Source organism: Pseudomonas anuradhapurensis (genome assembly GCF_014269225.2).
Classification (GTDB): domain Bacteria; phylum Pseudomonadota; class Gammaproteobacteria; order Pseudomonadales; family Pseudomonadaceae; genus Aquipseudomonas; species Aquipseudomonas anuradhapurensis.
In genome coordinates this window covers 3,396,140-3,419,162 of sequence record NZ_CP077097.1, presented here as the reverse complement: position 1 = coordinate 3,419,162, position 23,023 = coordinate 3,396,140, and the positions used below count along the sequence as shown (strand labels likewise).

Here is a 23,023-nt window from a genome sequence, read left to right as displayed (position 1 = left end):
GTCACTTGCCTGGCGATGGCCAAACCGCGATGTTGTCCCTAAAGTGGCAGCTTTCATTCCTGCAGGGGCCGAGCATGACCGATCTGAGCGCATTCCCTATCACCCGTAAATGGCCGGCGCGGCACCCCGAGCGCTTGCAGCTGTATTCGCTGCCTACGCCCAATGGCGTGAAGGTGTCGATCATGCTGGAGGAAATTGGCCTGCCTTACGAGCCGCATAAAATCAGCTTTGACAACGATGACCAGCTGAGCCCCGAGTTCATCTCGCTCAGTGCCAACAACAAGATCCCCGCCATCCTCGACCCCGACGGGCCGGGCGGCCAGCCGCTGGCGCTGTTCGAGTCGGGCGCGATCCTGCAGTACCTGGCGGAAAAGAGCGGGCAGTTGCTGAGCCGCGACCCGGCCCAGCGCTATCAGACGATGCAGTGGCTGATGTTCCAGATGGGCGGCATCGGGCCGATGTTCGGCCAGGTCGGCTTTTTCCACTTCTTTGCTGGCAAGGAATACGAAGACAAGCGCCCGCGTGACCGCTATGTCAACGAATCCCGGCGCCTGCTCGGCGTGCTCGACCGGCATCTGCAGGGGCGGGACTGGATGGTCGATGACTACAGCATCGCCGACATCGCCATCCTCCCTTGGGTGCGCAACCTGGTAGAACGGTACAACGCCCGCGAACTGGTCGGTTTCGATCAGTTCAAGGAAGTGCAGCGGGTGCTGGCGGTGTTCCTTGAACGACCAGCGGTGCAGCGTGGCCTGAAGATCCCTGGCTGACCACACCGACCTTGCAGGTATATACCGGCCGGTCCTGCTACGGCATGTCCGGCCGGTCAGAAAATGTGACTCAGAAGCCAGTACAGGCTCCCGGCCAACAGCATCGCCGCTGGCAAGGTCAGCACCCAGGCCATCAGCAAATTGACCAGCGTGCGCTTCTGGATGCCTGACCCGTTGGCCACCATGGTCCCGGCCACCCCTGAACTGAGCACATGGGTGGTCGACACGGGTAGCCCGAACAGGTCCGCTGCGCCAATGGTGCACATCGCCACCACTTCCGCAGAAGCACCCTGGGCATAGCTGAGATGGCTCTTGCCGATCTTTTCGCCCACCGTCACCACGATGCGCCGCCAGCCAACCATGGTCCCCAGCCCCAGCGCGATGGCCACGGCCACTTTCACCCACAGCGGGATGTAGCGGGTGGCGTCGTCCAGTTGGGTCTTGAACAGCTGCAGATGGCTGCGGGTGTCGGTATCGAAGGTCACCAGCTGGTTTTTCTCGATCAGCCGAATGGCTTCGCTGGCCAGGTACATGTCATTGCGCACATTGGCCATGGCCTCGGCTGGTACACGCTTGAGCGAGCCGTAGCCTTTGACCTCTGTGCCGATCGTCCCGGTCAGCGCAGCCAGTGCCGGTACCAGGTGCGGGCTGGCCTTGGGTTCGGCAACGAAGCGGGCAAGCACCTGGCGCGGGTCGGCCGGGGCCGTCAGCGGGTCACTGCGTACCAGCGCCTGGCGGGTTGCCTCGGCAACGGCGGAAAACTGCAGCGCCTGCTCATTGGGCATGGTCTTGTTCAGCGCGTAAGCCATCGGCAGGGTGCCGACCAGGATCAGCATGATCAGGCCCATGCCTTTCTGGCCGTCGTTGGAGCCGTGGGCAAAGGACACCCCGGTGCAGGTCAGGATCAACACGCCGCGGATCCACCACGGCGGTGGCGTTTGCCCTTGCGGCGCCTGGTACAGCGCCTTGCGTTTGACCAGCGCACGCAATGCCACCAGCAACAGAGCGGCGCAGGCAAAACCGATCAGGGGCGAAAACAACAGGGCATAGCCGACCTTGCTGGCCTGGGCCCAGTCCACCCCGCTGGTACCGTCACGCCCGTGCATCAGCGCATTGGCCACGCCGACGCCGATGATCGAACCGATCAGGGTGTGTGAGGACGAGGCCGGCAGGCCGAGCCACCAGGTGCCGAGGTTCCAGATGATGGCCGCCAGCAGCAGGGCGAAGACCATGGCGAAGCCGGCAGACGAGCCGACCTGCAGGATCAGCTCCACCGGCAACAGGGCGATGATGCCGAACGCGACCGCACCGCTGGAAAGCAGTACCCCAAGGAAGTTGCACAGCCCCGACCAGACCACGGCAACCGGTGCTGGCAGGGAGTGGGTGTAGATCACCGTGGCCACCGCGTTGGCGGTGTCATGGAAGCCATTGACGAACTCGAAGCCCAGGGCGATCAGCAGCGCCAGGCCCAGCAACACGAATGGCGTGACTGTGGTGATCACCGTGCCGCTGGCACTGACATCCTGTTTCAGGCTCCAGGTGCTGTAGGCGAGCCCGGCCAGCAGCAGGCCGAAGAACAACATCAGGGTGGCGCGGCCTGGCTTGTGCGCCAGCTGCGGGCGGGCGTCGTGTTGGGCCAGTTGCGGCTGGCTGGCCAGTGACGGGGTAGCCATGGGGGCTCCGGTTGGCGTTGGCAAAGGTGCCGAAGCCCTTGAGCATAGAAACAATTCGCCGTCTGGCCGTGACCTCGATCAATGAATTATCTAGGCTCAAGACAGACGGTAAAGGCAGGGAAAACCGATGATTCGCTGCAAGCGTGTCTACGATGCGGTTGAGGAGGCTGACGGCCAGCGCGTGTTGGTCGACCGCCTGTGGCCGCGCAACAAACGCAAGCAAGACCTGCAGGGGCAATGGTTGCGCGAGGTGGCGCCTTCGGCCGCGTTGCGCAAGGCGTTTCACCAGGGCGAGCTGGATTTTGCCGGCTTTACCCGGCGCTACCAGCAGGAATTGGCAGCCCACCCCGAACATTGGTATCCATTGCTGGACCTGGCCACGAAGGGCGCGTTGACCTTGCTGTATGCCGGCAAGGACACCGAGTGCAACAATGCCCGGGTGCTGGCTGAATGGCTTGAAGACGAGCTGGACAAACAAGGGCCCGGTAGCTCGCCGGTGTGCTACGCCCGTTGATTGATTTTTCATGGTCCCGGCCCCATTGCCCGGGCTGGCAAACCCAAGAGTTCGAAAGTTGATGCCTCTGACCCTGACACCCGCCAACGCCAGCCATTGCGCCTTCGCCCGCGACCTGACGCGGCGGGCCATGTTGCCGTACTACCGTGAACACGACCTGCTGTGGATAGAGGAAGCCTTCGACGAGGCCTGGGGCTGGCGCGAGCAGTGGCTGGTGACCGACGGCGATACCCGGCTGGGCTACTGCAGCCTCAGCCAGGACCGCCAGGCCCTGTTCATTCGCGAACTGCACTTGCTTCCCGAGCATCGTGGGCAGGGCGTCGGCAGCTGGGTGCTGGAAGAGTTGGCGCTATGGGCCAGGCAGCGCCGTCTGCCACTGCTGCGCCTGATGGTGTTTCGCAGCAATCCGGCCCGCCAGCTGTACCGCCGCTATGGTTTTGTCGAAATGGGCGAGGACGAGTGTTTCGTGCGCATGCAGCGCACGATCGACTGATAGCGTGATGATGGCTTGTCGTGGCCTGAGCGCATCGGCATAGTGGCTTCTGGTAACAGGAGAGCCACCATGAATGGAATCGGAGCACGGTTGCGGGAAGAGCGGGAACGACTGGGCATGACCCAGCGTGTGTTTGGCGATATCGGTGGGGTCGAACCCAATGCCCAGGGCAAATACGAGAGTGGCGGGCGCACACCGCGGCTCGATTACCTGGCGGCATTGGCGGCCCATGGCGTGGATGCATTGTATGTGCTCAACGGCACGCGCACCCCGGCACCGCTAGCGGGGCTGAGTGCGGATGAGGCCGGTTTGCTGGCGGCTTTCCGGCAGTTGTCAAGCGACGATCAGGCGGTACTTTGGCACCTGATGACACGTTTGACCGACAACGCCAGGCTACCTCAGGCAGCGCGGCCAGCCAGCGCTCAACGTCAGACGTTTCTGACAGAAGGAATGCGTTAGGCCCATCATGCAAAATTTTGTTAAGGTGACGGGATCCAATCGCCCTGCTGACGAGGTGTGTGCTTGATTAGGGTCCTAGTGGTTGACGATCACGATCTGGTACGAACCGGTATTACCCGCATGCTGGCCGACATCGACGGCTTGCAGGTGGTGGGTGAGGGTGACTCGGGCGAGTCGGCGCTCAAGCTGGCTCGTGAGCTGAAGCCGGATGTGGTGCTGATGGACGTCAAGATGCCCGGCATCGGCGGCCTGGAGGCCACCCGCAAGTTGCTGCGCAGCCACCCGGACATCAAGGTGGTTGCCGTGACTGTCTGCGAGGAAGACCCGTTCCCCACGCGCCTGTTGCAGGCCGGCGCCGCCGGCTACCTGACCAAGGGTGCCGGCCTTGACGAAATGGTCCAGGCCATCCGCCTGGCCTTCGCCGGCCAGCGCTACATCAGCCCGCAGATCGCCCAGCAGCTGGCGTTGAAACCTTTCCAGCCACAGGGCTCGCCGTTCGATGCCCTGTCGGAACGGGAAATCCAGATTGCCCTGATGATCGTTGGCTGCCAGAAAGTGCAGATCATCTCCGACAAGTTGTGCCTGTCGCCCAAGACCGTCAATACTTACCGGTATCGGATCTTTGAAAAACTCTCGGTCACCAGCGACGTCGAACTGACCTTGCTGGCCGTTCGCCACGGTATGGTCGACGCAAGCCTGTAAAATCTCATGTCCCAAGTTTTCGATGCCAGCGCTTTCCTGGCGACCTGCAGCGGTCGCCCGGGCGTCTACCGCATGTTCGATGGCGAAGCCCGCCTGCTTTACGTAGGCAAGGCCAAGAACCTCAAGAAGCGCCTGGCCAGCTACTTCCGCAAGACCGGCCTGGCGCCCAAGACTGCCGCGCTGGTGGCGCGCATCGCCCAGGTCGAAACCACCATCACCGCCAACGAAACCGAGGCGCTGCTGCTGGAGCAGAACCTGATCAAGGAATGGCGGCCGCCGTACAACATCCTGTTGCGCGACGACAAGTCCTACCCCTACGTGTTTCTTTCCGACGGTGAGTTTCCGCGCCTGGGCATTCACCGTGGGGCAAAGAAGGCCAAGGGCCGTTACTTTGGCCCGTACCCCAGCGCCGGCGCCATACGCGAGAGCCTCAGCCTGCTGCAAAAGGCCTTTTCCGTGCGCCAGTGCGAAGACAGCTACTACGCCAACCGCACCCGGCCGTGCCTGCAGTATCAGATCAAGCGCTGCAAAGGGCCGTGCACTGGGCTGGTGGGCGCCGAGGAATACGCCGAAGACGTCCGCCACTCGGTGATGTTCCTCGAAGGCCGCAGCCAGCAGTTGGGCAACGAGCTGAATGCCGAGATGGAAAAGGCCGCCATGGCCCTCGACTTCGAGAAGGCCGCCGAGCTGCGTGACCAGATCGCCCTGTTGCGCCGGGTCCAGGACCAGCAATACATCGAAGGCGGTAGCGGCGACGTTGACGTCATTGCCGCCTTCGTCAACCCTGGCGGCGCCTGCGTGCACCTGATCAGCGTGCGCGGCGGGCGGGTGCTGGGCAGCAAGAACTTCTTCCCGCAGGTGGGCATCGAGGAAGAAGTGGCCGAAGTGATGGCCGCGTTCCTCGCCCAGTACTACCTGGGTAACGCCGAGCGCGAACTGCCCGGCGAGCTGATCGTCAACGTGGTACATGAAGATTTCGAGGCCATCAGCGAAGCCTTGCAGACCCTGCGTGGCCGCGAGCTGGCCATCAGCCACCGCGTGCGTGGCACTCGCGCCCGCTGGCAGCAGCTGGCGGTGACCAATGCCGAGCAGGCCCTCAATGCACGCCTGGCCAACCGCCAGCACATGGCCGCGCGTTTCGAAGCACTGGCCGAAGTGCTGGGCCTGGACGAAGTGCCGCAGCGCCTGGAGTGCTATGACATCAGCCATTCCAGCGGCGAGTCCACGGTGGCCAGCTGTGTGGTGTTCGGCCCGGAAGGCCCGCTGAAGTCCGACTACCGCCGTTTCAATATCGAAGGGGTCACCGCCGGAGACGACTACGCCGCCATGCACCAGGCGCTGACCCGCCGCTACGGGCGCATCCGCGACGGTGAGGGCAAGCTGCCCGACGTGCTGCTGGTGGACGGTGGCAAAGGCCAGCTGAACATGGCTCGCGACGTGATGCAGGAGCTGGGCTTCACCGACCTGACCCTGCTCGGCGTGGCCAAAGGCGTGACGCGCAAGGCCGGCTTCGAAACCCTGTACCTGAACGACGTGCACCACGAATTCACCCTCAAGGGCGATTCGCCGGCTTTGCACCTGATCCAGCAGATCCGCGACGAAGCGCACCGTTTTGCCATTACCGGCCACCGCGCCCGCCGTGGCAAGGCGCGGCGGGTGTCGAGCCTGGAAGATGTGGCCGGGGTAGGGCCCAAGCGCCGCCGCGACCTGCTGAAACATTTCGGCGGTCTGCAGGAACTCAACCGCGCCAGTGTCGACGAAATTGCCAAAGCCCCCGGCATCAGTAAAAAGCTTGCCGAGTCGATTTATGCCAGCCTGCATAGCGAGTAGAATGCCGGGCTCAACCTGCGGCCAGTCGTATCGATGAATATTCCAAACCTGCTCACCGTCCTGCGCGTCCTGCTCATCCCGATTTTCATCCTGCTGTTCTACATGCCGTACCACTGGAGCTACATGGCTGCCAGCAGCGTGTTCGCCGTCGCCGCCGCTACCGACTGGCTGGATGGCTACCTGGCGCGTCGCCTGCAGCAGAGCACGCCGTTCGGCGCCTTCCTCGACCCGGTGGCCGACAAGCTGATGGTAGCAGTGGCGCTGGTATTGCTGGTGCAGACCCACGCCAACTTCTGGCTGACCCTGCCGGCGGCAGTCATCATCGGCCGCGAGATCGTGGTCTCGGCACTGCGCGAATGGATGGCCGAACTGGGGGCGCGGGCGCAGGTGGCGGTGTCCAACCTGGGCAAGTGGAAGACTGCCGCGCAAATGCTGGCGCTGGTGATCCTGCTGGCCAACCCACCGGCAGTGACCTTCTGGGTCATCCTTGGCTATGCACTGCTGCTGGTGGCAGCGGGGCTGACGCTGTGGTCGATGGTGCACTACCTGCTGGCGGCCTGGCCGCACCTGCGCGAAGGCTCGGAGCAGAAATAAAAGTTTTTTGAATCAAGGGGTTGACGCCGTTTTGGAAATCGCTAGAATGGCACCCATCACGACGCGGGAATAGCTCAGTTGGTAGAGCACGACCTTGCCAAGGTCGGGGTCGCGAGTTCGAGTCTCGTTTCCCGCTCCAAATTATGTACTACAGAGGCCCTCAGGATTCTGTAGCTGCTCGAAATATGGGCCTAAGCAGGTTGCGTGAAGACGCCCTGCAAAGGCAATTCAACAAACGCCCCGACTTGTTCGGGGCGTTTGCTTTTGTGCTGAAAAAAGGTTCTGTAGCCTCAGCTGCACTACCTTTGTGGGGCAGACGCCGGTATCACCGCCGACATCACCCAGCCACACTCATCAAGCGTATTCACTTGCCTCTTCCGGCCTGCCGCTGTTGCTGCACCCCGGTACCTCATCCCTGCGTGTATCAACGCAATTCTCTCGTGCCTGAAGCATGACGCTGCGGTATTCGGCGTGTCTGGACACGCGGAAGAGAATTGTATTCCATCTTAATTGACATCAATTATCATTTGCCAATAAGATCCCGCGCACCCAATTCCAGTCGGTTCATACAAGGGAATTCGAATGCCGATGGACAATGTCGATGAGTTGCTTGCCCTGTTGCAAAGCGATGCCCAGGCACAGCCAGACCCGCTTCGCAGGCGCGCCCATGAGGGGCCGCAACCGCTCTCTTTCGCCCAGCAGCGCCTGTGGTTCCTGCAACGCCTGGCACCGCTTTCCACCGCTTACAACCTCACTCGCGCCTTTCTGTTCAACGGCGAGCTGAATGTGCCGGCCCTGCGCCAGGCATTCTCCGCACTGGTCGAACGGCACGGGGTGCTGCGTACGCGCTTCATCGAAATTGACGGCGAGCCGCGCCAGGAGATGCTGGCCGAGGCCGCATTCGTCCTGCACCAGCGGGCGTTCCCGGACGTGGCCGAGGCCGCACGACACGATCATCTGCAGGGTTTGTTGAGCATCGAGGACGGCACCGCCTTCGACCTGTCCCAGGCCCCCTTGCTCAAGGTCGAGCTCATCCGCTACGACGCAACCTGCCACGGGCTGTTACTGAAGATGCACCATATCGTCAGCGATGCCTGGTCCAACCCGATCCTGGTGGCCGACCTGGCCAGTGCCTATGCCCAGGCGCTGCGTGGCGATACGCCGCAGCTGCCAGCGCTGCCAGTGCAGTACATCGACTACGCACTGTGGCAGCGTGAACGCCTGGACGGCGCGCAATACCAGGCCGACCTCGACTACTGGAAGCAGTACCTGGGCACCCAAGTGCCGGTGCTGGAGCTGCCCACCGATTATCCTCGTCCGGCGCAGCCAGGGCTGCGCGGGCAACGCCTGCGTTGGCAACTGCCCGCCGCGCAGGCCGAGCAGGTCCAGGCCTTCTGCCGTGCCAATGGCAGCAGCGCCCTGGTGATTCTGCTGGCCGCCTGGCAGCTGCTGCTGGCGCGCTACAGCGGCCAGTCCAGCTTCGCCGTGGGCGTGCCCCACGGTGGGCGCAATCACGAAGCACTCGATGGCTTGCTGGGCTTTTTCGTCAATACCCTGGTCTACCGCGTCGATCTCGATCCGCACCTGAGCGGCCGCGCGCTGTGCGAGCGGTTGCGCCATGAGTCGCTCGATGCCTTGCAACACGCCGAACCACCGTTCGAACTGTTGCTCGAACACCTCGACGTGCAGCGCGATGTCAGCCGTACCCCGGTGTTCCAGGCCATGTTCAACCTCAGCAGCGGGGCAGCGGTCAATTTCAGCCTGCCCGGCTTGCACATCGTGCGCGTCCTGCCCGCCCAGGACAGCGCCAAGTTCGACCTCACGCTGGATGTCGCGGTGCGCCCTGACGGGATCTTCTGCGAACTGGAATACAGCCTGGAGCTGTTCGCCCCGGCCACCATCGAGCGCTTCGCCAGCAGTTACGGCCTGCTGCTCGATGGCTTGATGGGCCAGCCCGACACGCCCGTGTGGCAACTGCCGCTGCTGGCACCGGCGCAGCGCCAGCACCAGTTGCAGCGCTGGAACGCCAGCGAACTGGCCTTGCAGCCAGGGCAGGACATGCTCGCGCTGTTCGAGCGCCAGGTGCTGGCCGCGCCGCAGCGCTGCGCCCTGATCTGTGGCGGGGAGGCCCTGAGCTACGCTGAGCTCGACGCCCGTGCCAACCGCCTGGCCCATTGGCTGCGGGCCAATGGCGTGGCTTGCGACGAGCGGGTAGGCATCTGCCTGGAGCGCGAAGCCGAGCTGCTGGTAGCGCTGCTGGCCGTGCACAAGGCGGGTGGCGCCTACCTGGCGATCGACCCCGGGCAACCGGCTGCGCGCAACAGCGATATCCTCGGCCAGGCCCGGCCACGGCTGGTGCTGACCCGCGCCAACCTGCAGCAGGTGCTCGGCAATGCCGGCCGGGTGGTGCTGCTGGAAACCCTGGACGACGCCCTGAGCCAACTGCCGCAGAGCCCCCTCGGCCTGCCGGTGCACCCGCGCCAGCTGGCCTACACCTTGTATACCTCGGGCTCCACCGGGCGCCCCAAGGGCGTCGACATCGAGCGCGAGGCGTTCGTCAATTTCCTCCATGGCATCCAGGCCCGTGTGCAGCTGAGCGCCGCCGACCGGCTGCTGGCGGTGACCACCCTGGGCTTCGATATCGCCGGCCTGGAGCTGTTCCTGCCACTGGTCCACGGCGCCACCGTGGTGCTGGCAAGCCGCGCCGACAGTCAGGACCCGGCGGCATTGCTGGGGTTGATGGCGCGCCATGGCATCAGCGTGATGCAGGCCACGCCCGCCACCTGGCAGATGCTGGTCGAACACGACTCGCCGGCCTGGGCCGGCCTGCGCCTGCTGTGCGGTGGCGAGGCGCTCAAGGCCGAGCTGGCCGAGCGCCTGCTGGCGCGCAAGGTGCAGCTGCTGAACGTCTACGGCCCGACCGAAACCACGGTGTGGTCGGCGGCGCACGCGGTCGAGCAGGTGACCAGCGCGGTATTGCCAATTGGCCGACCGCTGGCCAACAACCGCCTGTATGTGCTCGATGACTACCTCGAACCGCTGCCGGTGGGCGTGGCGGGCGACCTGTACATCGGTGGCGCTGGCGTGGCCCGTGGTTATGCCGATCGCCCGGAACTGACCGCTGCCGCCTTCGTGCCCAACCCGTTTGCCCAGGCCTCGGCGCCAGGGGCGCAGGCCGGCAGCCGGCTGTACCGCACCGGTGACCGTGCACGCTACCGCGCCGATGGCAGCCTGGAGTTCCTCGGGCGCAGCGACTTCCAGGTCAAGCTGCGCGGTTTCCGTATCGAACTGGGCGAGATCGAAAGCGCACTGGCAGCCTTGCCTGGGGTCACCCAGGCCGTGGTCGCGCTGCGTCAGGCGGCGGCCGGCCAGGACTTGCTGGTGGCCTACCTGTGCCTGGGTGCCGGCACCTTCGACAGCCTCGCGGCACAGCAGCGCCTGCGCCTGCAACTGCCGGCCTACATGGTACCGAGCGCGTTCGTGGTGCTGCAGCGTCTGCCGCTGAACGCCAATGGCAAGGTCGACCGCAAGGCGCTGCCCGAGCCGCAGTGGGACGCCGCCGCTGCCTGCGACGAGGCGCCCCTGGCCGGCCCGTGGCAAGAAGGGCTGGCGCAGATCTGGCGCGAGGTGCTGGGCGTCTGGCCGATCGCCCCGCGTGCCGAGCTGTTCCGCCTGGGCGCGCAGTCGCTGCAACTGGTGCGGATCCAGGCGCGGATCCGCCAGCAGTTCGCCTGCGAAATCGCCCTGGCGCAGTTGTTCGCCAACCCGGTGCTGGCCGACATGGCAGGGTTGATCGAGCAGGCCTGCAGCACGCCGGTCGTCGATGAGCTGGCCGAGATCGAAAAACTGTTGCTCGCCTTCGAGTAAGCCATTTGCGCCGCTTAACAGGCCACCCCGAGGATTTCGCATGCCTTTGTTTCTATCCCTGCTCAAGCGTCACCGTGGCCTGCTCGGCCTGGGCCTGCTGGCCAGCCTGGTCAGCGCGGCCGCCGGCATCGGCCTGATCAACGAGATCAACCGCTTGATCGCCGGCAGCGTCAGCATGACCCCGGCCCTGGGGGCGATGTTCGTCGGCCTGCTGGTCGTGCTGTTCGGCTTCGGTTTCGGCGCCCAGGCGCTGCTGACGGCACTGGGCCACCGGGTGGTCTACGAACTGCGCCTGCAGATGGTCAAGCGCCTGCTCGACACCTCCATCGAACAACTGGAAAAGATCGGTGAAGCCAGCCTCTATGCGACTTTGAGCAAGGACATCGTCAGCATCGGCCAGGCCTTCAACCGCATGCCGTTCGTGTTCTACAACCTGCTGCTGATGCTCGGTGGCTGCCTGTACATGGCCTGGCTGTCCTGGCAGTTGCTGCTGCTCTGCGTGGTCGGCCTGGGCCTGGGTACCTGGCTGGCGCACGGCTGGTTCGCCCGCATGCGCCAGTTGATGCTGCGCGTGCGGGAAACCGACGATCGCCTGTATGCCGCCTACCAGGGCGCCATCGAAGGGCGTTTCGAACTGGCCCTCAATGCCCGGCGCAAGGAGCGCTTCTATGCCCTCGACCTGCAGCCGGCTGCCGAATATGCGCGGCGTAACGAGGTCCATGCCGACCGCTACTGGACCTTGAGCCTGAACTGGACCGTGGCGCTGATCCTCGCCCTGGCCGGCGGGCTGTTCGCCGCTGGTGCCTGGCTGGGGGTGGGCAATGGCGTGATCGCCGCCTTCGTGCTGGTGCTGATGTTCCTGCGCATGCCGCTCAACGACCTGATCGGCAGCCTGCCGACGCTGGTGGCGGGCAATGTGTCGCTGGCCAAGATCCACACCCTGGCCTTCGCCGACGAGCGCAGCGGGTTGATGGCCGACAGCGGCCAGCCCGACCCCAGCCAACCGCTGCTCGAACTGCAGGCGCTGAGCTATGACTACCCGCCGCAGGGCGATGACTACGGCTTCCGCCTGGGGCCGGTGAACCTCAGCGTCGCCAAGGGCGAAATCCTGTTCATCGTCGGCGGCAACGGCAGCGGCAAGTCGACCCTGGCCAAGCTGCTCACCGGCCTCTACGAACCCAGTGCCGGCGCGCTCAAGCTGCACGGCGTCGCCATCACCCCGGCACTGCGCGACTGGTACCGGACGCATTTCTCCACGGTGTTCTCCAGCTTCTACCTGTTCGAACGCCTGGTCGGCCCGCAGGGCGACTTCGACCCGCAGTTGGCCCAGGCCTGGTTGGAGCGCCTGCGCATGCAGCGCAAGGTCACCATCGATGCGCAGGGCGGGTTGTCTACCACCCGCTTGTCGCAAGGCCAGCGCAAGCGCCTGGCGCTGCTGGTGGCACTGGTCGAGGAGCGGCCGATCCTGTTGCTCGACGAGTGGGCCGCCGACCAGGACCCGGGCTTCCGCGCGTTCTTCTACCGCGAGCTGCTGCCCGAGCTCAAGGCCCAGGGCAAGACCATCATCGCCATCAGCCACGACGACCACTATTTCTCGGTTGCCGACCGGGTGCTCAAGTGCGACGGCGGCCAGCTCTATCCCTACGAGCATGGCGCGATCAGCACGGCGCCCGGTGCTTCTCCCGTTCTGCCCGCGTCGGTGTAGCCGACGCAAAACACCTCACACCACATAAAAACAATGGCCCCAAACGGCCACGCATAGGAGTTCGCGGTATGTGTCAAGTTGAAAAGGGCCGCCAGCCGAGCAAGACGGGGAGCTGGCTGCTGGCCCCGCTGGTGAGCAGCAGTGTGCTGCTTGCGCCAATGGCCTGGGCCGAGGAAAGCACCGAGGAGCAGCTGCCACCGTCTTCGATCACCTTGCCGGAGCAGACCATCGTCGGCATGCAGACCGAAGCACCGACGGTGTCAGTGGGCACCAAGGTACCGCTGCGCCTGAAGGAAGTGCCGCAGACCATCAACGTGATCGGCCAGGAACGCATCCAGAAGCAGAACCTCTATACCCTCGAAGATGCCTTGGGCAAAGTCGGTGGTGTGACCGTGCAGCGCATTGACGCCAGCCGCCTGAGCTTCTTCGCCCGTGGCTTCGAGATCACCTCGCTGCAGTTGGACGGCACGCCGACCACCATGGACAACCGGATCTTCCTGTCCCCGGACCTGACCATGTATGACCGCGTCGAAGTGCTCAAGGGGCCGGCCGGCAGCCTGACCGGCGCGGGTGGCCCCGGCGGCAGCATCAACCTGGTGCGTAAGCGGCCGATGGCCGACCCAGCGGTATCGGCCGAAATCAGCGCCGGCTCCTGGGATGCCTACCGCGGCATGATCGATGTCACCGGCCCGCTGACCGAAACCGGCAACATCCGCGGGCGCCTGGTGCTCAGCGAGAACAAGACGGCATTCCCCTACGACGGCAGCGGCAAGCGCGAGACCAACCAGGCCTACGGCATCGTCGATATCGACCTGACCCCGGACACGGTCTGGACCCTCGGTGCCAGCAACCAGAACACCGACATCCGTGGCGCCCAACGCTCGTTGCCGGCGTTCCGCTACACCAACAGCGCCGGCGAAGCGGCCATGTCGCTGCCGGATGTGTCGCGCAAGAACTTCTACGGGGCCAACTGGAACCGCGACTATTTCTGGAGCACCTCGGTGTTCACCGAACTCGAGCACCAGCTTGGTGGCGGCTGGAAGACCAAGCTGTCGGTGCGCCATGCCGACAACAACTACGACCTGACCCAGGCCTACGCGCGCAACGGCGGGGGGATCGACCCGGCCGACAACCTGGTGTCGATGAACTCGATCATGTTCGACTACCGCGAAAAACAGGACGAAGTGGACCTGTACGCCGACGGCCCGTTCAGCCTGTTCGGCCGCGAGCACAAGCTGCTGGTGGGGACCAACTATTCGCGTTCGGAGTTCTCCTCCAACGGCGGCTACTATTCCAGCTACCTCGGCGATGTCGACTTGTATGACCCGCAGGCGAACTTCCCTTACCCGGCGTTCCCCGACTCCGATCGCCTGCCCACCAACGTCGCCAACAGCCGCACCAAGGCGGTCTACGGCAACCTGCGCCTGAGCCTGGCCGAGCCGCTGACCCTGGTCCTGGGCGGGCGCGTCACCTGGCTCGACATGCACCGCAGCCAGCACCAGCCCGAGGCCGGTTCGCCATCGGAAAAAAGCAGCCAGAGCGAGTCGCAGAAGTTCACCCCGTTCTACGGGCTGATCTACCAGCTGAACGACACCTACTCGCTGTATGCCAACTACGCCGAAGTGTTCAACCCGCAGCCGGTCAGCAACCTGGACATCAACAACAACATCCTCGAGCCGATCGAAGGCAAGCAGCACGAGCTGGGGATCAAGGGTGAGTTCCTCGACGGTGCGGTGAATGCCTCGCTGGCGGCGTTCCAGATCGAGGAAGAGAACCGTGCCGTTCCCGACATGAACGACCCGTCGTCGCGGGCCGTGGTGGCCGGTGGCAAGGCCCGCACCCGCGGCTACGAGCTGGAAGTCAGCGGCCAGATGACCCCGGACTGGTTCCTCACCGCCAACTTCACCCACACCTACAAGCGCTACGACAGCCCCAACGAGCAGCTGCAGACCTACCTGCCGAAGAACATGCTGCGCGTCTGGACCCTCTACAAGCTGCCGGGCGAGTTCGAGAAGTGGAGCGTGCAGGGTGGGGTGAGCGTGGTCAGCGAAACCTACAACAAGCTCAACGTGCCGAGCATCGACATGCACGGCACCAAGCTGCAGCAGAGTGGCTACGCCCTCTACGATGCCGGTATCGGTTACCAGATCAACGAGAACCTGTCGGCCGACCTGCTCGGTACCAACCTGGCCAACAAGAAGTACTACCAGCGCATCAACACCTTCCAGGATGGCAACATCTTCGGCGACCCGCGCGCAGTGTCGTTCACCCTGCGTGCCAAGTTCTGAGGCGTGACAGCCGCGTGACCTGGCGGCATGCTGCGCCCTGGTCGCGCTGCACTTGATGCCGAACAAGGAGGCCCGGTTGAAACGACCCGTATCCAACACGGCCGCCAGGCGCGGCCGACAGCGTGCGCTATGGCTGCTGCTGGTCATGCTGCTGGCCTACTTGTTCACCTGGGCGCTCAGCGCCCAGCTCGCGTTGGCGCTGGCCTGGCTGGGGCAGGCGCGCAGCGAGGCGGTGCTGAGTAGTTCGCTTGCGGCCTTTATGTCGTACCCGGCGCTGGTGCTGTGGCTGTTGTGCGCGCGCCGTGCCCGGCGTAACGCCCTGCGGCTGACCACCATCGCCTTGGCGCTGCTGGCCCTGCAGCACCTGCTGGCGGAGGCGGGCTGATGTTCGACAGTGTTCGCCAGGCCATGCTGTGGGCGCACCGGGTGCTCGGCGTGGGCTTTTCCGGGCTGCTGCTGATCGCCTTCTTCATGGGCAGCCTGGCGTTGTATGACCGCGAACTGGACAGCTGGATGCTGCCAGCGCTGCGCGTGGCGCCGGCCACCACACCGTTGTCGCTGGACCGCCAGGTGCTGCCCCAGGTGGCCAGCCTGAGCGACGGCAAGGCGCTGTTGCAGTGGTATGTCGAATTGCCCGATGCCCGCCGTCCGCTGGTGCGCTTCCAGGCCTGGAGTGTCGAGCGCGAAGGCTTCAGCCGCTTTCTGCTGCCAGACAGGCAGGGCGCGCTGGAGGTGGCCGGCAGCCGTGGCGGCGACTTCTTCTACCGTTTGCACTACACCCTGAACCTCCAGGCCTGGAACCTCGGTACCCGGCTGCTGGGGCTGGCCGCCATGGTCGGGCTGATCGCCCTGGTCGCCGGGCTGTGCATCCATGCGCGGTTGTTCCAGGACCTGTTCACCCTGCGCGCCAACAAAGCCCCCCGGCGCCTGCTCGACCTGCACAACCTCACCGGTGTGCTGGCCTTGCCGTTTCATGCGCTGATCCTGCTGAGTGGCCTGCTGATTTTGTTTCCGCTGTATTTGCCGTCGGCCATCGAGGCGCTGTACCCCGGCCAGGCCGGGCAGTTCGCGGTACACGCCGACGCTGGCTACAGCCGCCCGGCGACCGGCACCCCGGGGCCGCTGGCCTCGCTCGATGGCATGCTGACCCAGGCCCGCCAACAGTGGGGCGGGGGCGCACCGGCATTTGTCAGGGTGTGGCATCCCGGCGATGCCAACGCCTATGTCGAGATCAGCCGCAGCGTGGCCGACCGCCTGAGTGTGGACGGGCAAACCCTGTACTTCGATGGTGCCAGCGCACGCTTGCTGCATGCCGCGCGCCTGCCCGCCGCGGCGGCGACCCTGGATGTACTGGCTGGGCTGCATGTGGCGCATTTCCATCAACCGGCGCTGCGCGCGTTGTACTTTTTCGCCGGCCTCAGTGGTTGCGTGATGCTTGCCAGCGGCTTGCTGTACTGGTTGGCCAAGCGCCGCCTGCAGCAGCCCGGCCGGGAATGGGGCTCGCTGGTGATGACCCTGCTGTGCAGCGTACTGATCACCGGCATGCCGCTGGCCACGCTGGGCATGCTGCTGGCCAACCGTTGCTTGCCCTCCGGCCTGGCTGGGCGCGCCGACTGGGAAGTGCAGGTATTCTTCGGCGTCTGGCTATTGGCTGGCGTGCACGCCTGGTGGGCGATCGGCCGCTGCGCGCATGCTCGTGCCCCGTGGGCCAGCCAGTGCCTGGCGATCGCTGCCCTGGCGTTGCTGGCGGTGCTGGCCAATGCCTGGAGCACTGGTGATCATCTGCTGCGCGCGCTTGGCCAGGGCCTGTGGGCGGTAGCCGGGGTCGACCTGGTGCTGCTGGCCTGCGCGGTGCTGGCTGGCTGCCTGGGCTGGCGCTTGCGACGACGCGCGGTGTTGGTGCATCGGTTGGCGGAGGTCAAGGATGCTTGAAGGGCTGCTCAGCGTAGCAGCGCTGGGTTTGCAACTGCTGGGGCTGTCGGCCCTGGCCCTGAGCCAGGCGCAGCATTGGCAGGGGGTAATGCAGCCACGGCGGTTTCCCGGCACGCGAGGCTTGCGGCTGGTGGCGCTGCTGCTATCGGCGCTGGCCCTGTTGGTGAGCATGGGGGACCTGGGGCTGGCCATGGGGGCGCTGTTCTGGGTGCTTGCGTTGCTGCCGTGTGGCCTGGCTGTGGCCCTGCTGCTGTACTGGCTGCGCGCCTGAAATTGGTTTTTTTGCCCACCGTCAGGAGGACCGGCTTCAGCCGCGATCACCGGCAAGGCCGGTGCCATCCTCCGCGTTGCCTGCATCGCGGATAAATCCGCTCCTACACATGTGAACCGCGCCGGCTTCGGGCCGACGCCGGACCTGTAGGAGCGGATTTATCCGCGATCACCTGCGGGGACAGTGCCCCGCAGCTGCTCGTCAGGCGTGGCTGTAGCGGCTCAGCACGTTCAGCAAATCACCCAGTTGCGGGTTGAGAAACACCAGGCTGGCGGGTACCTGGGTCCCCCACATCTGCTGTACCCGCGCGCACAGCAGCACGGCCTTGAGCGAGCTGCCGCCCACCTCGAAGAACTGCGCCTGTTCATCCAGCGTCGCGAGCTCCAGCACCTCGCACAACAATGCTGCCAACTGTTCGCGGGCCGCCGGACGCTGCCCGGTCTGAGCCAGCGGCTGTGGCTGCAGGCGCTGCACCAGCGCCTCGAACGAAGCCGCCGGCTGGCCGGGCAGGGCTTCGAGCAGGGCCCGCAGGTCTTCGCCCAACGCCTCGATACTGGCCGGCAGGAACAGGTCGGTGGCGTAGGTGAAGGTCGCGATCAGCCCCTCTTCGCGTTCGCTGACATCCAGCATCAGGTCGAACAAGGTGCTGCACTTGCCGTGCTCTTGCTGCAACGGTTCGATGCTCAGGTTGCCGAACGCCGAAGAGCGCAGGTTGCGCTCCTGGTGCAGGTCGAACATCACCTGGATCAGCGGCACGGCGTGTTGCTGGGCGCCTGGCAGGGCCTGCAGCAATTGCTCGAACGGCAGGTCCTGGTTGGCATGGGCATGCAGCAGGTTGTCGCGCACCTGGTGCAGCACACTGTCGAAATGCGGGTTGCCCGAAAGGTCGGTGCGCAGCGCCAGGGTGTTGACGAAGAAGCCCACCAGCCCCTCCAGCGCCTGGTGGTGGCGGTTGGCGATGGGGATGCCGATGCGAATTGCCGACTGCCGGCTGTGGCCAGCCAGCAACACGTTGAACGCCGCCAACAAGGTCATGAACAGCGTGCAGCCCTGTTCGCGGCTGTAGGCGTGCAGGGCCTGGGTCAGTTGCGGGCCGAGCACCAGGCTGTGCTCGGCGCCGCGATGGCTGGGCAGGGCCGGGCGCGGCAGCATGCACGGCAACTGCAGCAGGCTGCGGTCCTGGCCCAGGTGGCGTAGCCAGAAGTCCAGCTGCGGCTTGAGTACCGTCGGGGTCAGCTCGCGGCGCTGCCATTGGGCGAAGTCGGCGTACTGCAACTGCGGCTCGGCCAGCGGCGAGGGCTGGCCGTTGCTGAAGGCGCTGTACAGCGCGACCAGCTCGCGGGTGAACACGCGCATCGACCAGCCATCGAACACGATATGGTGCAGGGTCAGCCACAGCACATGCTCGTCGGCGGCCAGGCGTATCAGCCCGGCGCACAGCAGCGGCCCCTGCTCCAGATCGAAGCGCTGCGCGGCCTTGGCCTTGAGTTCCTGGTGCAGGCGCAGGTCGCGCTGCGGGGCAGGCAAACGGCTCAGGTCGATCAGGCCCAGGGTAAAGGCTTCGGCAGGTTGCACCTGCTGCACCGGCACGGCACCGTCCAGCATGAAGGTGGTGCGCAGGCTTTCGTGACGCTGCAGCAGCACGCTGAAGCTGCGCTCCAGGGCCGGCAGGTCGAGCGCGCCACGCAGGCGTACCGCCTCGGGGACGTTGTAGGTGGTGCTGCCAGGGTGCAGGCGGTCGAACAGCCACAGGCGCTCTTGGGCAAAGGACAGGCGCAAAGGCGCCTGGCGCTGCTGTGCACGGATCGGCGGCAGTGTCGATGCTTCGGCCTTGGGCAAGGCCTGCTCGGCGAACGCGCCCAGGGTGGAATGCTGGAACAGCGCCCGCACCGGCACTTCGATGCCCAGGCTGCTGCGCAGGCGCGAGACCAGCCGGGTGGCGGTCAGCGAGTGGCCACCCAGTTCGAAGAAGTTGTCGTCCAGGCCCACCTGCTCGACCCCCAGTACCTCGGCCCACAGCGCCGCCAGCGCGGCTTCGTGCTCGTTGCGCGGTGCACGGTAGCTGGCCCGGCGCTCACGCACCGGTGCCGGCAGGGCCTTGCGGTCGAGCTTGCCGTTCGGGGTCAGCGGCAAGGCGCCGAGCATCACGTAGGTGTTCGGCACCATGTGCTCGGGCATCTGCAGGCCCAGGTGCGCCTGCAGGGCGATGGCCCCGGGGCAGGCATCGCGGGCGACCACATAGGCGACCAGTTCCGTGTCGCCGGCATCGTTGGCGCGGGCGACTACTGCCGCCTCGCGCACCCCGGGGTGGCTGAGCAGGCGTGCTTCGATCTCGCCCAGCTCGATACGGAAACCGCGAATCTTGACCTGGTCGTCGAGGCGGCCGAGGAACTCGATGTCGCCCTGGGCGTTGACCCGGCCGAGGTCACCGCTGCGGTACAGCAGGCCAGCGCCAGGGTTCAGCGGGTTATGCAGGAAGCGCTCGGCAGTGAGGTCCGGACGGCCCAGGTAACCCTGGGTGATGCCGGCGCCGCTGAGGTAGATCTCGCCAATAACCCCGGCAGCCACCGGGCGCAGGTGGCTGTCGAGCACCTGCACCTGCATGTTGGCGATCGCCTTGCCGATCGGCAGCACGCCGTGCTCGTCGCCACGAGCGCGGTAATAGCTGCACCACACGGTGCCCTCGGTCGGGCCGTACTCGTTGTACAGCTGCGCCTGCTTGCATTGCTGCTTATGCCGGCGGGCCAGGCTGGCCGGGCAGGCTTCGCCGGCGACGATGGCGCAGCGCAGGCTGCCCAGGTGCTCGGCGCCCTGTTCCAGCACCTGCGCGTACAGCGAAGGCAGCATCAGCGTGTGGCTGATCTGCTGGGCGGCGATCAGCCGGCCCAGGGCCAGGGCGTCCTGCATCTGGTCATCCTGCGGCAGGCACAGCTGCCCACCCTGGGCCAGGGTCCAGAACAGCCCGGCCACCGAACTGTCGAACGCCAGCCCCGAGACCAGCAGGAAGGCCTGCAGCGGCTCCGGGTAGGCGAGCAGGCGCGCCGAGGTGGAATGCACGGCGTTGCGGTGCGACACCATCACGCCCTTGGGGCGGCCGGTAGAGCCGGAGGTGAAAATCAGGTAGGCCAGGCTGTCGCCATCGGTCAGTGGTGCCGGGCGCTGGGTGGGCAGCTCGTGCTCGGCCAGGCGGTCGAGCCACAGGGTGCGGTAGTCGCCCTGGGGCAGGCGGCTCTCCAGGCTGCTCAGGCTCAGCAGCAGCGCGGCGCGGGTCTGTTCGAGCATGTCGCTGAGGCGCTCGGCCGGGTAGCTCGGGTCCAGCGGCAGGTAGGCGCCACCGGCCTTGAGAATGCCGAGGATGCCGACGATTGCCTCCAGGCTGCGGCCGATGAACAGGCCGACGGCCTGGCCGGGTACCAGGCCTGCCTGGCGCAGCTGGTGCGCCAGCTGGTTGGCCCGGGCCTCCAGCGCCTGATAGGTAAGTTGTGCCTCGCCGTGGCTGACCGCGATGGCGTCTGGCCGGGCCGCGACCTGTTGCTCGAACAACTGGTGCAGCAGGGTCGGCGCTGGCTGCTGCACCTCGGTGTGGTTCAGTGCTGCCAGCCAGGCCTGGTGAGCGTCACTAATGCCCGAAGCCTCGCCCAGCGCTTGCTGGCTGGCAGCGCTGGCCTGCCGGCACAGGGTGAGGAACTGGTCGAGCAACAGCCCGGCCGCGCCGGCGTCCAGGCGCGCGGCATCGTAGTGCAGCTGGAAGCTGAAGCCCTCGGGCTGCTCGAGCACTTCCAGCAGCAGGCTGTGGGCGCAGGCTTCACCGTGCAGCGCCAGTACCGGCCAGGCCGAGGCCAGTGGCCGGCGCAGGCGGAAGCCGAAGGGCGTGTCCTGGGCCTGGGCCGGCCACTCTTCCTGCCAGGTGCGAGCCTGTTCCAGCAATTGCGCGAAGGCCGGCAGGGCGGTGTCCAGGGTGGCCTGGTCGTCCGGTTCCAGGCGCAGCGGCAGGCGCTTGGCATAGGGCCCGAAGGCCCCCGCCGTGGCGCTGTTGCGGCCATCGTCGGCCCAGCCCAGCAACACCTGCGGCTGCCCCAGGTGGCGCTTGAGCAGTAGCGCCCAGCAGTAGCCGAACAATGCCTCAGGCGTGGCAGCGAGCCCGGCCAGGGCGCTGCCGATCAGGTCCTGGAAGGCGGCGTCCGGTGTGTGTGCAAGGCTGGCTGGCTGCGCCGACGCGGTGGCCTCGGCGCGTTGGAACGGGTGCAGGGTCAGGTACTGGTCGGCGGCTTGCTGGCGCTGCCAGAAGGCGCGCCCGGCATCGCTGTCGCTGCTGCCCAGGTGCTCGAACTGCCATTCGGCGAAGTCGGCGAACTGCACCGCTTCCTCGTCTGCGGGCTGACCCTGGTACGCCGCCTGCCAAGCGTCGAGCAGCAGTTGCAAGGTGGTGTAGTCGGCGTTGGCGGCTGGCACGGCCAGGCAGGCACGCAGCGGTGTGGTACGGATTACTGCCACTGCCAGGCTGGCCTGGCCCAGTGCTTCTTGCAGCGCAGGGTGCAACGCCGCTTGCGACGGCTGCTCGGTGATTTCGCGCCAGTCGATGTGCAGGCGCTCGGCGATCACCTGTACCGGCTGTTGCATGCCGGGGCTGGCCAGCAGCCGCGTGCGCAGGATCTCGTGCTGCTCCAGTACTTGCGCCAGGCTGCTGCGCAAGCGCGCCAGGTCAGTGCCGTCAGGGACGGCGAAGGTCAGGTACAGGGCGTCGTCGCGGCCGTTGGCACGGGACCAGTGGGCATTTTGTTGCAGGGCAGGGCGGAAGCCCTCGATGGCGATGCTGGACATGTGTGAAAACCTTGAATGGTGGGCAGGGAAACCGTGAACCAGGCGCGCGCGTCAGGGCTTGAGCGCCACCTCCGTGCTGTTCAGGGCCTCGGCCATCGACACCAGGATGCGTCGCGGGCTGTCGTATTCGTTGCGGGCATGCACCGAGAGCATGTTGTCCAGCAGCAGCACGTCGCCGTGGCGCCAGGGGAACTCGGTCATGTGCTGCAGGTAGATGCCGCGCAGGTGTTCCAGCACCTGCGGCTCGATTGGGCTGCCGTCGCCGTAGAAGGTGTTCTGCGGCAGGTCGTCATCGGCGAAGTCGGCCTCCAGGGCGTCGCGCACGCTGGGCGGCAGGGTGCTGACGTGGAAGAACGTGGCGTGGTTGAACCACAGCGTCTCGCCGCTGCGCGGGTGGCGTACCAGCGCCGGGCCGACCTGGCGGGTGCGCAGGCGGCCGTCGGCCTTCCATTCGGTCTGGATGCCGACGCTGGCGCAGTAGGCATCGACCTGGGCGCGGTCGTCGGTCTGGAATACGGTCTGCCAGGGCAGGCCAAAACCATCGCCATAGTTGCGCACGTACATGATGCCCAGGCGGGCGAAGCGTTCGCGCACCTCGGGGTCGATGGCGCGGGTGATTGCCCGGGTGTCGCCGATCGGCGTTTCGCCGCGTGCCAGCGGGGCGATGTCGCACCAGAGGAAGATCTTCAGTGGGAACACCGGCGAATAGGAGTGCTCGTTGTGCGGGAAGATCCGCTGGTCCTTGGGGTAGTCGGTGGAGGTGTAGATGTTCAGGCGCGGGTCCACCTGGGTGCGCGGCGAGGCGCGGAACTTGTACTCCAGCGCGCCGCCGGACAACGCGCTGATGCAGTCGTCGAAGGCCTGGGCGCTGTCCACCGGGAAGCCGCGGAACAGCAGCGCACCATGCTCGAGCAACTTGCGCTCGATCAGCTCGCGGTTGGCCTCGGCCCAGGCCACCAGGCTGATGCCGGAGCCGGCCGGTTCGCACACGGCAGTGTAGCCGCTGCCCGGGTTGAGCGGCGTGAAGCGGACCAGGGAATCCTCGTCCACACGGATTGGTTTGCGGCGCATGCCGCCCAGCTTGGCAATCGCGGGGCCGTTCAT

The 23,023-nt window shown here is 65.8% G+C and carries 16 protein-coding genes and 1 tRNA gene; 14 read left to right on the top strand and 3 right to left on the bottom strand.

Features of this window, described 5'->3' with window-relative positions; genetic code table 11:
* Positions 1-74 precede the first annotated feature (74 nt).
* Positions 75-770 (top strand): glutathione S-transferase N-terminal domain-containing protein, encoded by a 696-nt coding sequence (locus HU763_RS15825; protein WP_186686845.1) that lies wholly within the window; start codon positions 75-77, stop codon positions 768-770.
* 56 nt (positions 771-826) lie between these two features.
* On the opposite strand, the gene HU763_RS15820 is transcribed toward HU763_RS15825, so the two are convergent.
* Positions 827-2,443, bottom strand: a complete 1,617-nt coding sequence (locus HU763_RS15820) for an inorganic phosphate transporter (RefSeq protein ID WP_186686848.1) — start codon at positions 2,441-2,443, stop codon at positions 827-829.
* A 127-nt stretch (positions 2,444-2,570) separates the two neighbouring features.
* Between HU763_RS15820 and HU763_RS15815 the strand changes: the two genes are divergently transcribed.
* From HU763_RS15815 to HU763_RS15755, 13 genes are all read left to right on the top strand, one after another.
* Positions 2,571-2,957 carry a DUF488 domain-containing protein gene (locus HU763_RS15815; RefSeq protein WP_186686855.1) on the top strand — a complete coding sequence of 129 codons (387 nt, stop codon included), beginning with the start codon at positions 2,571-2,573 and terminating at the stop codon, positions 2,955-2,957.
* 61 nt (positions 2,958-3,018) lie between these two features.
* Positions 3,019-3,450, top strand: a complete 432-nt coding sequence (locus HU763_RS15810) for a GNAT family N-acetyltransferase (protein ID WP_186686856.1) — start codon at positions 3,019-3,021, stop codon at positions 3,448-3,450.
* Positions 3,451-3,519: 69 nt separating this feature from the next.
* Positions 3,520-3,909, top strand: a complete 390-nt coding sequence (locus HU763_RS15805; RefSeq protein ID WP_186686858.1) for a helix-turn-helix domain-containing protein — start codon at positions 3,520-3,522, stop codon at positions 3,907-3,909.
* Between the two features lie 63 nt (positions 3,910-3,972).
* Positions 3,973-4,611 (top strand): response regulator transcription factor GacA, encoded by a 639-nt coding sequence (gene gacA / locus HU763_RS15800; RefSeq protein WP_003251380.1) that lies wholly within the window; start codon positions 3,973-3,975, stop codon positions 4,609-4,611.
* 6 nt (positions 4,612-4,617) lie between these two features.
* Positions 4,618-6,441 (top strand): excinuclease ABC subunit UvrC, encoded by a 1,824-nt coding sequence (gene uvrC, locus HU763_RS15795; RefSeq protein ID WP_186686861.1) that lies wholly within the window; start codon positions 4,618-4,620, stop codon positions 6,439-6,441.
* A 33-nt stretch (positions 6,442-6,474) separates the two neighbouring features.
* Positions 6,475-7,035, top strand: coding sequence for a CDP-diacylglycerol--glycerol-3-phosphate 3-phosphatidyltransferase (pgsA, locus tag HU763_RS15790; RefSeq protein ID WP_170030694.1), 561 nt, complete (start codon positions 6,475-6,477; stop codon positions 7,033-7,035).
* A gap of 63 nt (positions 7,036-7,098) precedes the next feature.
* Positions 7,099-7,174 (top strand) — tRNA-Gly (locus tag HU763_RS15785).
* A 443-nt stretch (positions 7,175-7,617) separates the two neighbouring features.
* A complete protein-coding gene (locus HU763_RS15780; protein WP_225931889.1) occupies positions 7,618-10,902 on the top strand; it encodes a non-ribosomal peptide synthetase in 3,285 nt (1,094 codons plus the stop codon).
* A gap of 40 nt (positions 10,903-10,942) precedes the next feature.
* A complete protein-coding gene (locus HU763_RS15775; protein ID WP_186686864.1) occupies positions 10,943-12,607 on the top strand; it encodes a cyclic peptide export ABC transporter in 1,665 nt (554 codons plus the stop codon).
* A gap of 68 nt (positions 12,608-12,675) precedes the next feature.
* Positions 12,676-14,895 carry a TonB-dependent siderophore receptor gene (locus HU763_RS15770; protein WP_186686866.1) on the top strand — a complete coding sequence of 740 codons (2,220 nt, stop codon included), beginning with the start codon at positions 12,676-12,678 and terminating at the stop codon, positions 14,893-14,895.
* A gap of 76 nt (positions 14,896-14,971) precedes the next feature.
* Positions 14,972-15,280, top strand: coding sequence for a hypothetical protein (locus HU763_RS15765; RefSeq protein ID WP_225931888.1), 309 nt, complete (start codon positions 14,972-14,974; stop codon positions 15,278-15,280).
* Positions 15,280-16,827 (top strand): PepSY-associated TM helix domain-containing protein, encoded by a 1,548-nt coding sequence (locus tag HU763_RS15760; protein ID WP_186686871.1) that lies wholly within the window; start codon positions 15,280-15,282, stop codon positions 16,825-16,827. The genes HU763_RS15765 and HU763_RS15760 overlap by 1 nt, the downstream gene beginning before the upstream one ends.
* Positions 16,820-17,098, top strand: coding sequence for a DUF3325 family protein (locus HU763_RS15755; RefSeq protein ID WP_186686873.1), 279 nt, complete (start codon positions 16,820-16,822; stop codon positions 17,096-17,098). The genes HU763_RS15760 and HU763_RS15755 overlap by 8 nt, the downstream gene beginning before the upstream one ends.
* A 201-nt stretch (positions 17,099-17,299) precedes the next feature.
* Here HU763_RS15755 and HU763_RS15750 read toward each other — a convergent pair whose 3' ends face one another.
* Together HU763_RS15750 and HU763_RS15745 are read right to left on the bottom strand one after the other, a co-directional pair.
* Positions 17,300-21,919, bottom strand: coding sequence for a non-ribosomal peptide synthetase (locus HU763_RS15750; protein ID WP_186686875.1), 4,620 nt, complete (start codon positions 21,917-21,919; stop codon positions 17,300-17,302).
* A gap of 51 nt (positions 21,920-21,970) precedes the next feature.
* Complete coding sequence (locus HU763_RS15745) at positions 21,971-23,023, bottom strand: TauD/TfdA family dioxygenase (protein ID WP_186686886.1); 1,053 nt, start codon at positions 23,021-23,023, stop codon at positions 21,971-21,973.